Below are 15401 nucleotides of genomic sequence, written 5' to 3'. Positions count from 1 at the left end.
GGCGGCCCCGAGGTGTTGGTCAACGCGGCGGCCATTGCACATGACTGACACCCACGAACGACTGACGGAATCCGTACGACGTCTTATCGACGTCACCATTCGCAGCCAGGCCGACGAACGAGCTGTCGCGAAAGCGTTGGCTCTCGTCGACCAAACTGTCGAGGTATTGAGCACGCGACTCATGCCGGGTTCGTTTGGTGTGCGCACCAATTCGGCGGGCGAGAACGTTGTCTGGGGCAATGTGGCCGTCGGGCTGCGTAACCCGATCGCCCCGCCCCTTGTCATCCGGCACGACGAGGCGGGCGGCGTGCACACCGACGTGCACCTTGGTGCGGGCTACGAGGGACCACCCGGTCACGTGCACGGCGGGATGTGCGCCCTCGTCCTGGACCATGTCCTGGGTGCGACGGCACATCGGCCGGGTAGACCGGCCTACACCGGCACCATCACCGTGCGCTATCTGCGCCCCACACCGTTGGGCGCATTGCGAGCCGAGGCGCGGATCGAGCGGATCGATGGCACCAAGACGTACGCGGTCGGCCATCTGCGTAACGGTGACGGTGTCACGGTGGAGGCCGAGGGCGTATTCATCACGCCGCGGGAAAGCCCCGGGCTGGGCGAGCCACATCCTGGACACAAGTCGTGACATAGTCGCAGGCCCGGCCACGGCGCAGTGGAAGAATGTGCTTGCCGCGCAATGGTATTCGTCGCTCCGGGTGAAGTGCCGGTACCGATGACCTCTCGTCAGTGCGTTAGGCGTTGTGCCCGCCTCTGAGGGACACCACCCGCCCGCGAGACACCGCGCGGTTTGCCGACGGGTCGGACGGACCTGGACAAATACCCGATACATGGAAACGCCATCACGATATGCGGCAGACTCGGGACACAACAGCCGAAGCTCCGGTCCAGTCCACTGGGCTCAGTTTCGGCACGACCACCCGCGTCAAGGAGCCCGTCAGACATGGTTGCCCGCCTGCTCGTCACCTTGGGGACCGCATCGGTCGCCCTGCTGACGGCGGCGCCGACCGCCCATGCCGACACGACCGACCAGAAATTCCTGGCAGCCCTCGAGGAGCAGGGCATCATCGACCAATCCTCGGCCGGACACGCGATCGAGGCCGCACACTACGTCTGCGCGAGGCTCGACGCCGGCGATACGCCCCTGGCGGTGATGCAGGAGGTACTGATCAGCAGCGGTTTGCCCGAGTTTCACACCGGCTTCTTCGTGGCCCAGAGCATCTACTCGTACTGCCCGCGACACAAGGACGAAATCCCAAGGGCATAGCCCGGCGGCCGGCCTCGGAATTACCCCGGTGCGCACTCTATTTCGTCGACGACGGACAAATCTCCATGGCGCACCGCGTCCAGGATCGACTCGCTCAGCGCCGAACACACCAGGAAGACACCCCGACTCCCGGGTGTGACGATCTTCTGCGCGTGGGCGCGCTCGGCGCATTGGGCCGTCGCCTCGGCGTTCCACTGCACACTGGTCTGATTCCAGCTGCTCTTGCGGGCCAGCACGCGCGCGCCGCAGTTCCGGCACACGACCGGCACCATGGGCATCTCGTCGAGCCGATTGTCCTCACGCATCGACGATTCCAGCGTCATCAGGCCTGGGCCGCCATGTTGGCCTCGACCTCTTTCATCCATGCCTCATAGGGCCGGGTGGTGTCGAGCTCGAATTCGAAGCGGTCCACCATGTCGGGTTCCACATCGGCGGCATCGACGTAGAACTGCTGATACCAGCGCCGCAACTGGTAGACCGGCCCGTCCTCTTCGACCAGCAGCGGGTTGTCGATGCGCGCCTTGTGCCGCCAGATCTCGACGTCCTGCTCGAAACCGAGCTTGACGTAGTCGCCCAGGTTGATCGCGGTCCGCATCGCCTCGTCACCGGGCATCGCATCCGACTTCCTCACGATGATGCCGTACTGCAGCACAAAGGAATTCGCATCGATCGGATAGTGGCAATTGATGAGAATCGTCTTGGCGTCGCCGTACTCGTAGTGATACGTCAGGTCGTCGATCATGAAGGACGGGCCGTAATAGGACGCCACCGAGGTGGTGCCCAGCATCTGCGCGCCTTCGGTGCCGCCCATGTCGGGGCGGCCCTCGCCGTTCATGTACTGCGTCGCGACGTGGCCCTCGAAGATGTTCTTGAAGTAGGTAGGCAATGCGCCATGGATGTAGTAGAAGTGCGCCATATCCACCACGTTGTCGATGATTTCGCGGCAGTTGCTCTGTACGACGGTGGTGTACCAATGCCAGTCGGTCCACTGGTCGCTGGTGGCGCCCTCGATGCGCGGGATCGTCATCTCCGGTGGCGGCGGCTTGCGCTCCGGGTCGTTCCACACGAACAACATGCCGTCCTGCTCCAGCGTCGTCCATGCTTGCGTGCGGGCCAGTTTGGGGGCTCGCCGGCTGTAGGGGACCTGCTTGCAGCGACCGTCGCCGCCCCAGCGCCAGTCGTGGAACGGGCAGGCGATCTCGTTGCCCTTGACCTCGCCCTGGGACAGGTCGCCGCCCATGTGCCGGCAGTAGCCGTCGAGCACGTTGATGTTCCCGTCACCGCTGCGGAAGACGACGAGCCTCTGCCCGAAGGCGTTGATCGCGTGGGGCTTGCCGTCACCGAAATCCCGGGTCAGGCCCAGGCAATGCCAGCCGCGAGCGAACCGCGTCGGCGCAGCCTGGGCTTCAATGAACCGAATGTGGTCGGCCTCGGTGTGCGACGTCATGGGCCTGATTCAACTCCCCCGGACCGGTCCGCGGGGCCCGTTGTTCCACTCATCAGGACGGCTCTTCCTGTGTCGCGGTGCCGCGGCCTACCGTTTTGGGCGTGACGACGCACAGCGCGACGATTCCCGCCGGGCTTCCCGTGGCCGACACCGCCGTTGACCTGCTCGTCGTCGGCTCCGGTACCGGCATGGCCGCGGCGCTGGCGGCCCACGAACTGGGGCTGTCGGTGCTGATCGTGGAGAAATCGACGTACGTGGGCGGCTCGACCGCGCGGTCCGGCGGCGCGTTGTGGCTCCCGGCCAGCCCGGTGCTGACGGAGGCGAATGCCGGTGACAGCCCGCAGCGCGCGGGTACCTACCTGGATGCGGTGGTCGCGGGGTCGGCGCCCGCGCAGCGGTCGGAGGCGTTCGTGACGCACGTGTCCGCGACGGTGGAGATGCTGCGCCGGACGACGCCGCTGCGGCTGTTCTGGGCCCGCGACTATTCCGACTACCACCCTGAGGAGCCGGGCGGCAGCGCGGCCGGGCGCACCTGTGAGTGCCGCCCCTTCGACACCGCGCTGCTCGGCGAGTACCGCACCCGGTTGGAGCCCGGCCTGATGGAGGTGACGGTCCCGATGCCGACGACGGGCGCCGACTACCGGTGGATGAATCTGGTGGCCCGGATGCCGCGCAAGGGAATTCCCGTCTACGGCAAGCGCCTGGCGCAGGGTGTGGGCGGCCGCATGATGGGCCGGCGCTACGCCGCGGGCGGTCAGGGCCTGATGGCCGGGCTGTTCACCGGGGTGCTACGCGCCGGCATCCCGATCTGGACCGGCACCACACTGGTGCGACTCGCCGGCGATGGAGACCGGGTGACGGGCGCCGTCGTCGAGCACGGCGGGCGCGAGGTGACGATCAGCGCGCGGCGCGGCGTGGTGCTGGCCACCGGTGGTTTCGATCACCGCATGGACATGCGCTGGAAATTCCAGTCGGAATCGTTGGGCGCCAACCTGAGTCTGGGCGCCGCCGCCAACACCGGCGACGGAATCCGCGCGGGCCAGGATATCGGCGCCGACATCGATCTGATGGATCAGGCGTGGTGGTTCCCCGCCATCGCGCCGCTGCCCGGCAAGGCGCCTGCGGTGATGCTGGCCGAGCGCTCGCTGCCGGGCTGCCTGATCGTGGACCAGCACGGGCGCCGGTTCGCCAACGAAGCCGCGGATTACATGTCGTTCGGGCAGCGGGTGCTCGAGCTGGAGCGCTCGGGCAGCCCGGTCGAGGCGATGTGGATCATCTTCGATCAGCAGTACCGCAACAGTTATGTCTTTGGCGCCGAACTGTTTCCGCGGATGCGGATCCCACAGGCGTGGTACGACGCCGGGATCGCGGTGCGGGCCGATAACCTCACCGATCTGGGCGCGGGAATCGGCGTTCCGGTTTCGGAGTTCTTCGCGACGATGACCCGCTTCAACCAAAACGCCGCCGCCGGTGAGGATCCCGACTTCGGCCGCGGTAGCAGCGCCTACGATCGCTACTACGGAGATCCGACCATCAAGCCGAACCCGAACCTGCGCGCGTTGGTCAGCGGCCCTTTCTACGCGGTGAAGATGGTGCTGTCCGACCTGGGCACCTGCGGTGGGCTGAAGACCGACGAACGGGCGCGGGTGCTGCGCGAAGACGGTGGGGCGATCGCCGGGCTGTACGCGATCGGCAATACCGCCGCCAATGCGTTCGGGACGACGTATCCGGGCGCAGGGGCGACGATCGCGCAGGGGCTGGTGTACGGCTACATCGCGGCGCGGGAGGCGATCGCGAGCGCAGCGCAGCCGGGCGAAGCGGGTCGCCACCACCAGAACTAGCGGCGATCGCGAACGCAGCGCAGCCGGGCGAAGCGGGTCGCCACCACCAGAACTAGCGGCGATCTACGACTGGTCATGCCGCCCCCGGACTGTGGTCTTCGTCGTCGTCTCCATCGCGCAGCAGCTTCTCGGGGTGGTGGAAGGTGTTGGTGCGGGGCTGACTGCGTTCGAGTTCGGGCGGTGGTTTCCATTCGGTGTCGCCGCGGGCGTTTTTGCGGGTCATCCAGCCGCCGGGTCGCAGCAGTCGGTGATGCGGGCCGCAGACGAAGGTGAGGTCGTTGCCGTCGGTGGTGTGGCACGTGGCGTAGTCGGTGACGTGGTGGACTTCGCAGTAGTAGCCCGGCACGGTGCATCCGGGGTGTGAGCAGCCGCGGTCCTTGGCGTACAACACGATTCGCTGGCCCGGGGAGGCGAGGCGTTTGGTGTGATAGAGGGCCAGGGCCTTACCCTTGTCGAAGATCGCCAGGTAGTGATGGGCGTGGCGGGCCAAGCGGATCACGTCGCTCATCGGCAGAATGGTCCCCCCGCCGGTAAGGGCGCGCCCGGCGGCCGACTCCAGTTCTTGCAGGGTGGTGGTGACGATGATGGAGGCCGGTAACCCGTTGTGCTGACCCAGCTCTCCGGAGGCCAATATCGCGCGCAGTGCGGCGTTGAGCCCGTCGTGGTTACGTTGGCCGGCTGAGCGAGGGTCGTGTTCGATGGCCTCTTGGGTGGGTGTGCCCTCGAGGCATGGGGTGTCGTCGAGGGGGTTGCACATGCCCGGCGCGGCGAGTTTGGCCAACACGGCTTCGAGGGTGGCGCGCGCTTCGTGTGTCAGCCAGCCGCGCAACGCCGACATCCCGTCGGCCTGCTGGTTGCCCAGCGTCAGGCCACGCTGACGCGCCCGGTCCTCGTCGGTGAAGGTGCCATCGGGGTTAAGACAGTCGGCCAGAACGTCGGCCAGCTTGCCGAGTTGCTCGGGCCGATACCGGGTTCCCTCCGTGGCGAGTTTGGCCTCGGCCTGCTCGCGGGTGGGCGCGTCGATCCAGCCGGGCAACTGGTGGCAGAACTTCCGGATCACCGACACCTGGCCGGCCCCGAGCTCTCCCGCCCGCTGTCTGGCTGCGGTGGCGGCCAGGACTGGCGCGACGGGTTCGCCGGTCAGGCCGTGCCGCGCACCGAGGTCCCGCGCCTCCTTGATGCGCCGGGACGCTTCCGAGCGGCTGATCAGCGTGGCCTCGGCGAGCGCATGGACCACTGTGCCGCCGAGTTCGAGCGACGGTGCCTGGCGGGCAAGGGAATTGATCGCCGGATGCTCGACGGCGGGGATGCGCCGGCGCTGCTTTTCACAGCGCTGCAGCACCGCCAGCTGTTGGCGCGGATTCAAAGCGTCGACGTTGAGCGCGCACACGCGATCCCAGGCGGCATCGAGCGCGTCGAACACTGCATCGACATCCTGCTCATCAGCTGCACCCACACCGCCAACCTAGCCGCGCCCACCGACAAAAAACGCCCGCCAGGGACACCTGAAACACAAGTGACACACGGGATTTCGGTATCCGTTTTCGGTATCTGTAATCCCGTCCGGGTAGGGCCGGCCGGCCCCAGGCACAGGCGAGACCCGTCGCCACCGGCAGAACTAGTCGGCGTCCCGCTTGGCCTGAACCTGCTTCTCGACCTCACGCCAGTAACCGGGCGTGGGCCGAGGCTTGCCGAAGCCACCCTTCGCGGCGCTCTGCAGGATGGCGTCGGCCTCGTCGATCTCCTTGATCATCTCCAGCGCGAATTCGCGCTCGGCGGCGTAATACTTGGCCGCCCAACGCAGCGCGAGCACCGAGTACGCCCACGCGGGTTCTGCCTCGGCTCCCTCGGCGTCCTCGACGGCCTTGCGGTGCTTGGCCTCCGAAGACGCCACATGCTCCTGCAGCAATTCCTTGAGCCGACTCGGGTTACTGAGGTGCCCGAACGTAACGCGCAGCAGCACACTGTGCTTGAGCACGGGCGGGTCCACGGGCGCGTGGTTGGTCCACTCGGTGACGGCGTCCATCCCGGCCGGGGTGATCTTGTACAGCCGGCGGCTGCGGGTACCCTCGTCGCGCTCGACGCGCGAGGTCACCAGTCCCAGCGATTCCAGCTTCTTCAGCTCGGTGTAGATCTGGCTGTAGGACGGGCTCCAGTAGTAGAGCTCGACGCTCCAGTCGATCCATTTCTTGAGGTCGTAGCCCGAGACTTCCTCTTCGTAGGACATCATGCCCAGCAGCGCCCAGCTGGTGGCGGCGAGCGCCGCGTTGGTCAGCTTTTGGCTGGCAGGGTCCGTTTCGGAGTCCATGTCGCCAGGTTAACAACACCGACCCCTAGATTGAAGGACATGGACCGCTGGCTGGGACGCCCATGAAATTCGCCTTCCCCGTTCCGCACCTGCTGCGCCTCAAGGCGATTACGCAGCCCTGGGAGGCGGCCGTCACCGGGCCCGAACAGCGACGCATGATGCAATGCGCCGACCGGTGGGGCTACGACATGATCGCGGTGCCCGAGCATCTCGTCATCCCCACCGACCACGTCGAGTTGTCCGGGTCGCACTATCTGCACTCGACGACCGCGCAGGCCTTCATCGCCGGGGCCACCGAGCGGGTGGTCATCAACTCCTGTGTCACCATCCTGCCGCTGCAGCACCCCATCGTGGTGGCCAAAGCGCTGGCCACCGCGGACTGGATGAGCGGCGGCCGGATGATGGTGACGTTCGGAGTGGGGTGGCTGGCCCGCGAGTTCGAGCTGCTCGGGGTTCCTTTTAACGAGCGGGGCCGCATCGCCGACGAGTATCTGGCCGCCATCGTCGAATTGTGGACCAGTGACACGCCCCGATTCGAAGGCCGCTACGTGTCGTTCGCCGACATCGCCTTCGAGCCGAAACCCGTGCAAAAGCCCCATCTTCCGATCTGGATCGGCGGGGACGCCGACGCCGCCCTGCGCAGGGCGGCCACCTTCGGGTCCGGGTGGTGGCCGTTCCTCACACAACCAGAACAGATCGCCGAGAAACTCGACTACATCAAGTCCCAGCCCGCCTACGACGGCCGGGAATTCGAGGTGATGCACGGGCTGGGCACCAATCGGGTCGGCGAAGGACACGTCGCCCGCCGCGCGAGCGACCGGCCGGGGATGGCCGCCGCGCAGATCGTCGACCGGTTGAACTGGCTCGCCGAGCAGGGCGTGACTGTGACCGCGGTTCCCGTCCCCGCCGTGGCCGGCGTGGACGAATACCTCGATTACGCGCAATGGGTCATCGAGGAGATCAAACCCCAGGTGTCCTAGCGGATCTGCAATCCGCGCCGACGCACCCAATACACCGCGGCGATGCTGCCCGCGACCCATACGCTCATGGCGATGGCGAGGTGGACGAAACTCTTGGTGTCGCGCCCGAACACCGGCCAGATCATTGCCGGCGCCTGCTGCCACAACACGCGGTGCTCCACACCGTTCATCGGGTCGGCCACGTAGTACAGCGCATAGGGCAATGTCAGGGCCAGCACCCAGCTGCGGGTGCGGCGCAGGTCGCCGCGCTGACGCCAGCGCCGGACCAGTGGCTCGACACTGACCGGGTGCAGCACCGAGATGAAGTTGCCGACACCCAGCCAGGACACGATGGGCACCGCGACGGTGGGGATCGTAATGCCAAGCCGCGCCGGCGTTTCCAGCCACAGCGTCAACGCGACCGCGGCGGCCAGGGTGGGCAGCCCGACGATCGCGAGCAGGGCGAGGTTCTTGATCAACAGGATTCGCCAGAATGGCACCCCGTCCGATAACCCTCGCAGGATGCGGTAATGGTCGGCGCCCAGGGAGTTGGTGGTGGTGACGTCGGCGAGGACCCACGAGGAGAAGTAGGTGCCGACCAGGATCACCCAATCGGGGTGACGGCCCACCGGAGTCAGCGGCTGCACCAGCAACCAGCCGGCGGCGAAGATCACGTTGGCCACCACGCCCATCAGCCAGGTGCGCGGCCGGGTGAACGACCACCGGATCTCGGCGATGACCGCCGGAATCAGGGGCTTATCGAAGTCCCTGGCGGCGCGCCGGGCAGCGGCGGGACGAGGGGCCGACGCGCGCACCGCGGTGCGCAGCGCAGCGCTCACCCGCGGATGCGTCGACGCATCGGACTCCTCCAGCCGCTCCGGGCTGGCGACTCTGCGCGAGACGATCAACTGACGGCCCCCTCGCTCTCGGATCGGTCAACGGCTCGCTCGCAATGTACGCAGGGCAGGATAGCGCCATGAACCATAAGCGTGTCATCGTCGCCGGGCTCGGGGACGCGGGCGTCCTCGCGGCGATCCGGCTGACCCGGCATGCCGATGTCGTCGGGATCTCGGCCAAACCGGCGCTGGTGAGCGGCCAGGAACTCGGCGTCCGGCTCTCACGTCCGCACGATTGGGCACGCGATTACTGGATTCCGTTCGACCGCTTCCGTCGCCTCGACGGCGTTCGCATCGTCCAGGCGACGCTGACCGGGGTGGACCTGGCTGCCCAGACCCTCTTCGGCAGAAGCGAAGACGGCGCGGCCGTCACCGAACCGTATGACGCGCTGGTTATCTCGACCGGGGTCAGCAACGGCTTTTGGCGCCAGCCGACCTTGCAGTCGGCCGCCGAGATCGGCGCGGGCCTGCACGCCGCGCACGACCGGCTGGCCGCCGCCGCGTCGGTGGTCGTGGTGGGCGGCGGGGCCGCGGCGGTGAGCAGCGCGCTCAACATGGCAACCACGTGGCCGGCCAAGCGGATCGACCTGTACTTCCCCGGCGACTCCGCCCTCGAGGGACACCATCCACGGATCTGGCAGCGGATCCGCGGCCGGCTGACCCGGCTGGGCGTCGGACTGCACCCCGGACACCGCGCGGTGGTGACCGACGGGTTCGCGGGCGACGAACTGACCAGCGGACCGGTCCACTGGAGCACCGGACAACCCCCGGCCGACGCCGATGCCGTGTTGTGGGCGATCGGTCGGGTGCGGCCCAACACCGAATGGCTGCCCCCGGAACTGCTCGACGAGCGCGGGTTCGTGCGCGTCACGCCGGAGCTGCGGGTGCCCGGCCACCGGGGCGTGTTCGCGGTCGGCGACGTCGCGGCGACCGACCCGTTGCGCAGCTCCGCCCGTAACCGTGGCGACGCCCTGGTGGCGCGCAACGTCCTCGCCGACTTCGGCGGCCGGCCGCTGCGCACCTACCGGGCGCCGACGCGGCGGTGGGGCTCGCTGGTGGGTATACAGCCCAACGGGCTGGAGGTCTTCCTGCCCACCGGCCATGCCTTCCGCTTCCCGTCCTGGTCGGTCGAGCGCGTGGTGATGCCATGGATCGTGCGTTGGGGCATGTATCGGGGGGTGCGCCAGAACGATCCGCTGGGGTGAGGGGCCCAACTGCAGTCGAGCAGCAGCATGAGCCCGTAATCCATGTGGATCTGTTGATGGCAGTGCAGCAGCGAAAGGCCGGGTTGGTCGGCTACGAAATCGACCTCCATGCTCTGGTAGCCGCCGAGCATGGCGACGTCCTTGCGTACTCCGGCGGTCGGTGTCCCGGCGAACCGGGTGATCTCGAACGTGTGCCGGTGCAGGTGCATGGGGTGCAGGTCGTCGCTGGCGTTGCGGAACCGCAACCGATAACGCTTGCCACGCTCGATTCGCAGCACGGGCTTGTTGGTGTCCATCGCAAAAGGCGCGCCATTGATGGTCCAGACATTGAAACCGTTGTCGGCGGCGTTGCGTTTCTCGATCAACATGTCGATGGTGCGGTCGGGCGGTGAAACGTCGGTCCGCCGGGGTGTGCCGAACAGCCGGTAATCCCACGTGAAGGGCGGGGGCGCTGCCCATTGCGGATCCCCACCGCGCCCGGAATATTCGACGACGACGCCCATTCCGTGGCCGCGGTCGTCGTCAGACAGATCGCCCAGCACCCAGACGCCAGGATTGGTCATGCCGACAATGGCCGAGATTCGTTCGCCCGCGCCGAGCCACAACACCGGCACGGCGGCCCGCGTGGGCACCGGGTTGCCGTCCAGCGCGATGATGGTGAAGGTGTGTCCGGGCAGGGCCAAACTGCGTGTCTCGGTGGCGCTGCCGTTGAGAACGTGGAGCAATACCCGCTGACCGGCCTGCACGCGGATGGGATCGCCGTGACCCAGCATGCGCCCGTTGATCGCGAACGCCCCGTAGCCGACCTCGTTGCCGGGTGACTCGCCGCGGCCCAACGAGGCGGCCATCGCGGACTCGCCTCTGTCCCTGAGGTCTTGATCCTGCTCACCGGCCAGAAAGTCACTGGCCATGTCGCCCCCGCGACTGAAGGCGGGCTCAAACTCCTTGAGCGTCAGGAAGATTTCCTGATCGTATGCACCGGCGTCGTGCGCGGGCTCGATGTAGACCGGGCCCACCAAGCCGCTGTACTGGCCGCGCGACAGATCGGCGCGCGGGACGACGTGGGTGTGGTAGAAGCGAAGGCCCGCCGGGCCGGGGACGAAGGAAATCCTGCGCATGCCGTGTGCGGGTATGTCGGGGGTGCCCTCTTCGGCGGCGCCGTCGACGTCGACGCCGACATGCTGGCCGTGCCAATGCAATTGCTCCGGTGAATTGGTGTCGTTGAAGACATCGACCCAGGCGCGCCGACCCTCCGTGAACCGCAGCAGCGGGCCGGGAAATTGACCGTTGTACGTCAGGGTCGACACGACCCGGTCCGGGGCCAGCTCGACCTTGCCCGTGCCGATCCGCAGCGTGTAGTCGGCCTTGCCGCCTGGTGGGCCCTGGGGCGAGGGGTGCGTACACGCGACCCCGGCACCGCCGCTTCCCGCCGCGGCGGTCAGCGCGACGCCCGCCCACTTGCCGAATTGGCGCCGGTTGAGCGCCATCACCAGCGCCCGCCGGTCGGGGCGCTCGGATCGGGGACGAAGAAGTCGACGCGCCGGCTCAATTCGCCTGCCACGCGCCGAAATTGCGGGTAGCCGGCGCCCGTGGCCGACGGATCGGGCAGGCTCCAGTGCATCGTGGTCGCCAAATCGTGTTCGCGCGCGTATTCGCGCACTTTGTCACACAGCGTGATCACGCAGTCGAAGCGGCGTCGGGAAACCGCGGCCAGGGATTGGGGCCGGGTGCCGCTGAGGTCGATGCCGTATTCGTCGCGCATCACCCGGATGGCGTTGACATGGAGCTCGGACTTCGGATGGCTGCCCGCGCTTGCCGTCCGAATGCGGCCCCGGCCGCGTTTCTCGAGCAGCGCCGCGGCCATGGGTGATCGCGCGCTGTTGCCGGTGCACAAAAACAACACCGCCCGCGGCGCGGCCTTGGTCGAGGGCCCGGGTGCCAACGCCGGATGCAGAGCGCCTGCGGCCTCACGAAATGCCTTGGCGCACTTCGTCAGGTTCAACCAGTAATAGGTGTCGCGCCCATCAAAGCTACTGCGTCGCGCATCGACGAGTCCGGCCGAACGCAGCAGCCGCAAGTGATACGAGACCAGGTTCTGCGGCTCGCCGACGGCGGCAGCCAATTCCCGCACCCGGCGGTCCCCGGATGCCAGTTCGGTCAGCAGCGCCCACCGCAGTGGGTGCGACGCCAGTTGCATCAGCGCTGGAACGTCCGCTCGATCGGCCGCCGCCATGCTTCCGCACAATACATCAAATCAATTTGATAGGTTAGACGTTGCCCGAGGTGCACAGGCGTGACCATTTCTCCGACTTCGAGGAGACCGAGTGTTCGGAAGCACCCCGATCAGCACCCCGCCCGCCGACGGTGAATTGCGCCGGAGCCTCGGCGTTTTCGATGCGGTGGTGATCGGGCTGGGGTCGATGATCGGCGCCGGTATCTTCGCGGCGCTGGGGGCCGCCGCGCGTGCCGCAGGCTCGGGACTGCTACTGGGCCTGGCGTTGGCCGCGGTGGTGGCCTACTGCAACGCAACCTCTTCCGCGCGGCTGGCAGCGCGCTACCCCGCCTCGGGCGGCACCTACGTCTACGGCCGAGAACGGTTGGGAGACTTCTGGGGATACCTGGCCGGGTGGGGCTTTGTCGTCGGCAAGACCGCGTCGTGCGCGGCGATGGCCTTGACCGTCGGCGTCTATGCATGGCCGGCGCATGGGCATGCGGTGGCCGTCGCCGCGGTTGTCGCGCTCACCGCGGTGAACTACGGCGGCGTGCAGAAGTCGGCCTGGCTGACCCGCATCATCGTCGCCGCGGTGCTGGCGGTGCTCGCCGCGGTCGTCGTCGCCGCGTTCACCTCCGCGGCGGCAGGCACCGATCATTTCCGCCCGACCGGCGCAACCGCCGGCGGTGTCATCCAGGCCGCGGGTCTGCTGTTCTTCGCCTTCGCGGGCTACGCGCGCATCGCGACGCTGGGCGAGGAGGTACGCGACCCGTCGCGCACCATTCCACGGGCGATACCGCTGGCGCTCACCATCACCCTGGCCGTCTACGCGCTGGTGGCGGTGGCCGCGCTGTCGGTGCTGGGGCCGGGCGGCCTCGCCCAGACTGCAGCCCCGCTCGTCGAGACGGCTCGCGCCGCGGGGGCCGGCTGGCTGGTCCCCGTCGTGCGGGTGGGCGCGGTGGTGGCGGCGGTCGGCTCCCTGCTCACGCTGATCCTCGGCGTCTCGCGCACCACGTTGGCCATGGCACGCGACGGCCATCTCCCCCATACCCTGGCCGCCGTGCACCCACGGTTCCGGGTGCCCCACCGCGCGGAGCTGCTGATCGGCGTCGTCGTCGCGATACTGGCCGCCACCACCGACCTTCGCGACGCGATCGGGTTTTCCTCCTTTGCCGTGCTGATCTACTACGCCGTCGCCAACGCCTCCGCGTTCACCCTCGGCCCCGACGCGGGACGCCCACACCGCGCCATTCCAGTGATCGGGCTGCTGGGCTGCGTGGTGCTGGCTCTCGCGATGCCGTCGTGGTCCGTACTTTCCGGTGTGTTGGTGCTGGGCATCGGCGTCGCCGCCTACCTGGTTCGGCGCTTCGCTGTCTCGATGAGGTTGCGACGCAACCGGAATCGCACCTGATGTCGGCGAATTCACCGGGATCGGTCGCGGCCCGCCACCGGCCAATCCGCGGCAACGCGATTCCCCACGGGCCGGACGGGGAAGACTGACCGGATGTCCGACCCGGAAACCGAAGCATTCGACAAGCTGGTGGCGCTGCTGAACTATCCGATGTTCGTCGTCACCACGCAGGCCGACGGCACCCCGGCCGGCTGCCTGGTGGGTTTTGCCAGTCAGACCAGCATCCATCCGCCCCGGTTCCTGGTCGGTCTGTCCCGGCGCAACCACACCTTCCGCATCGCCCACGACGCCTCCCACCTGGCCGTGCACGTGTTCGACCATGACCACCTGGACGTGGTCGAACTCTTCGGCAGCCAGACCAGCGACAAGGTCGACAAGTTCGACCGATGTTCCTGGCACCCCGGTCCCGAACAGCTGCCCATCCTCGACGACGCCGCCGCCTGGTTCGTCGGGGAGATCCTGGAACGCTTCTCGCTGGGCGACCACGTCGGGCACCTGCTGGCACCGGTGGACGGCAGCCCGCCACGGGAACTGGAAACCTGGGTGTCCTTCGGCGACGTGCGCGAGCTGGAACCCGGCCATGAGGCCTAGCGCGTGAGCGAGTCGCCCCGGATCAGTGCCGTCCCCAGCATCATCGAACTCGCTCCGTTCTACGCCGATCCCCCGGATGGCGTGCGCGCCAACATGATCTTCAGCGCCGACGGCGCCGCCGCGTTCAATGGTCGCGCCGGTCCGCTGTCATGCCCCACCGATCAGCGGCTGTTGAACATTCTGCGCGGCCTCGCCGACGTCGTGCTGGTCGGCGCCGGCACGGCCCGTGCGGAAAACTATGGCCCGGTAAAGCTGAGCGACGCGGCGCGCGCCAGACGGCACCACGAAGGGCGGGCCGAACCACCCCCGGTCGCCGTGGTGAGCAGCAGCGGTGAACTACCGTCCCGGCTGTTCAGCAATCCGAACCAGCCGCCGATCCTGCTCACCTGCGCGCGAACCGCGGCACGACACGACCCCGACGACGATCGCCAACACGTCATGGTCGCCGGGGAGGACTCGGTGGACGTCTCCCGCGCGGTCGCCATGCTGCGTGAGCTGGGCATGCACCGCATCCTGTGCGAGGGCGGACCGACGCTGCTCGACGAGCTGGTGGAAGCCGATGCCGTCACCGAGATCTGCGTGACCCTCGCCCCGAAGCTGGCCGCGAGCCAGCCGGTGGGCTACCGGACACACCCGGCGCGGCTACAAGCCCCGGTCACCATGCAACTCGAGCACGCGTTGGTCTGCGACGGCTATCTATTTTTGAAATATCGCCGCTGAGCCGCGCGGGGCTCGCCGGAATCCGGGTGCGCAAAAGCGCTCAACATGCAGCCGACGGCGCGTCTTCCTATGATGAAAATGCGCGGCGTGAAACCCGATCGAATCGCTTCTCGCGACATCGAATTGTCCACTTCCTCGATGCACACAGAATAGGATCACCGGCCCGGTGAGCAGTTCAGACCACGACCATGACTACCGTAATCTGGCGGTGAACCGACTGCGCCCCAGTGAAATTCAATGGGCGCTGAACCACGATGCGGTGCACGGGATCGCCTACGCGTTCAAGAATCCCGTCGCGGTCGCCGACTCAATCGAGGATCCGGACGACGACCGAAAGACCTATCTGGTGCGGGTCAAGCGCGACGACCTGGCCAACGCGCTGGAAAAAATCAACGAATGGATCTTCGACAATCCCGGACCGGCCGGGATGCAGGCCTACGGATTCGTCCGGGCGCTGTCCCGAGAGGGGCTCACCGAACGCGCCACCGGTGACGACGACAACCGTTAAATCCGCACCCTCGAATTA

Annotated in this window: 15 protein-coding genes and 1 pseudogene; 9 read left to right on the top strand and 7 right to left on the bottom strand. The window is 67.6% G+C overall.

The features are described 5' to 3' along the window. Window positions 1-40 precede the first annotated feature (40 nt). A complete protein-coding gene (locus ACZYVJ_RS01230) occupies window positions 41-646 on the top strand; it encodes a PaaI family thioesterase (RefSeq protein ID WP_463829329.1) in 606 nt (201 codons plus the stop codon). A gap of 315 nt (window positions 647-961) precedes the next feature. Continuing rightward, window positions 962-1285: a DUF732 domain-containing protein gene (locus ACZYVJ_RS01225; protein ID WP_463829328.1), complete on the top strand. Its 324-nt coding sequence runs from the start codon at window positions 962-964 to the stop codon at window positions 1283-1285. A 20-nt stretch (window positions 1286-1305) separates the two neighbouring features. Here ACZYVJ_RS01225 and ACZYVJ_RS01220 read toward each other — a convergent pair whose 3' ends face one another. Continuing rightward, the gene (locus ACZYVJ_RS01220; protein WP_463829327.1) at window positions 1306-1608 is read right to left on the bottom strand and encodes a ferredoxin; all 303 of its coding nucleotides are present in this window, start codon (window positions 1606-1608) and stop codon (window positions 1306-1308) included. Then, complete coding sequence (locus tag ACZYVJ_RS01215) at window positions 1608-2732, bottom strand: Rieske 2Fe-2S domain-containing protein (RefSeq protein ID WP_463829326.1); 1125 nt, start codon at window positions 2730-2732, stop codon at window positions 1608-1610. Before ACZYVJ_RS01215 ends, ACZYVJ_RS01220 begins: the two co-directional genes overlap by 1 nt. A 101-nt stretch (window positions 2733-2833) precedes the next feature. Between ACZYVJ_RS01215 and ACZYVJ_RS01210 the strand changes: the two genes are divergently transcribed. After that, window positions 2834-4573: a 3-ketosteroid-delta-1-dehydrogenase gene (locus ACZYVJ_RS01210; protein WP_463829325.1), complete on the top strand. Its 1740-nt coding sequence runs from the start codon at window positions 2834-2836 to the stop codon at window positions 4571-4573. 73 nt (window positions 4574-4646) lie between these two features. On the opposite strand, the gene ACZYVJ_RS01205 is transcribed toward ACZYVJ_RS01210, so the two are convergent. Further along, window positions 4647-6029 carry an HNH endonuclease signature motif containing protein gene (locus tag ACZYVJ_RS01205; RefSeq protein ID WP_463829324.1) on the bottom strand — a complete coding sequence of 461 codons (1383 nt, stop codon included), beginning with the start codon at window positions 6027-6029 and terminating at the stop codon, window positions 4647-4649. 162 nt (window positions 6030-6191) lie between these two features. Next, entirely contained in the window at window positions 6192-6881 is a 690-nt protein-coding gene (locus tag ACZYVJ_RS01200; RefSeq protein WP_463829323.1) for a PadR family transcriptional regulator, read from the bottom strand. 62 nt (window positions 6882-6943) lie between these two features. Here ACZYVJ_RS01200 and ACZYVJ_RS01195 point away from each other — a divergent pair, with 62 nt between their 5' ends. Then, window positions 6944-7861 (top strand): TIGR03619 family F420-dependent LLM class oxidoreductase, encoded by a 918-nt coding sequence (locus ACZYVJ_RS01195; protein ID WP_463829322.1) that lies wholly within the window; start codon window positions 6944-6946, stop codon window positions 7859-7861. On the opposite strand, the gene ACZYVJ_RS01190 is transcribed toward ACZYVJ_RS01195, so the two are convergent. Then, window positions 7858-8748, bottom strand: a complete 891-nt coding sequence (locus tag ACZYVJ_RS01190; protein WP_463829321.1) for a hypothetical protein — start codon at window positions 8746-8748, stop codon at window positions 7858-7860. The genes ACZYVJ_RS01195 and ACZYVJ_RS01190 overlap by 4 nt on opposite strands. 68 nt (window positions 8749-8816) lie before the next feature. Here ACZYVJ_RS01190 and ACZYVJ_RS01185 point away from each other — a divergent pair, with 68 nt between their 5' ends. Beyond that, entirely contained in the window at window positions 8817-9941 is a 1125-nt protein-coding gene (locus ACZYVJ_RS01185) for an FAD-dependent oxidoreductase (protein ID WP_463829320.1), read from the top strand. A gap of 14 nt (window positions 9942-9955) precedes the next feature. On the opposite strand, the pseudogene ACZYVJ_RS01180 reads toward ACZYVJ_RS01185, so the two are convergent. Further along, window positions 9956-11428: pseudogene (locus tag ACZYVJ_RS01180) on the bottom strand (multicopper oxidase family protein); the annotation flags it as partial. Then, window positions 11428-12174, bottom strand: coding sequence for an arsenate reductase/protein-tyrosine-phosphatase family protein (locus ACZYVJ_RS01175; RefSeq protein ID WP_463829319.1), 747 nt, complete (start codon window positions 12172-12174; stop codon window positions 11428-11430). The gene ACZYVJ_RS01175 and the pseudogene ACZYVJ_RS01180, both read right to left, overlap by 1 nt. Window positions 12175-12283: 109 nt before the next feature. Here ACZYVJ_RS01175 and ACZYVJ_RS01170 point away from each other — a divergent pair, with 109 nt between their 5' ends. The 4 genes from ACZYVJ_RS01170 (at window position 12284) to ACZYVJ_RS01155 (ending at window position 15383) form a co-directional block, all read left to right on the top strand. After that, the gene (locus tag ACZYVJ_RS01170; RefSeq protein WP_463832784.1) at window positions 12284-13564 is read left to right on the top strand and encodes an APC family permease; all 1281 of its coding nucleotides are present in this window, start codon (window positions 12284-12286) and stop codon (window positions 13562-13564) included. A 93-nt stretch (window positions 13565-13657) separates the two neighbouring features. After that, window positions 13658-14155, top strand: coding sequence for a flavin reductase family protein (locus ACZYVJ_RS01165; protein WP_463829318.1), 498 nt, complete (start codon window positions 13658-13660; stop codon window positions 14153-14155). A 3-nt stretch (window positions 14156-14158) separates the two neighbouring features. Next, the gene (locus tag ACZYVJ_RS01160; protein ID WP_463829317.1) at window positions 14159-14875 is read left to right on the top strand and encodes a pyrimidine reductase family protein; all 717 of its coding nucleotides are present in this window, start codon (window positions 14159-14161) and stop codon (window positions 14873-14875) included. A gap of 166 nt (window positions 14876-15041) precedes the next feature. Further along, window positions 15042-15383 carry a hypothetical protein gene (locus ACZYVJ_RS01155; RefSeq protein ID WP_064880396.1) on the top strand — a complete coding sequence of 114 codons (342 nt, stop codon included), beginning with the start codon at window positions 15042-15044 and terminating at the stop codon, window positions 15381-15383. The last annotated feature ends 18 nt before the right edge of the window (window positions 15384-15401 follow it).

This window comes from Mycobacterium sp. IDUB_3 (assembly GCF_055419585.1).
The sequence above is the reverse complement of the archived record's forward strand: the minus strand, read 5'-3'. Positions and strand labels throughout refer to the sequence as shown.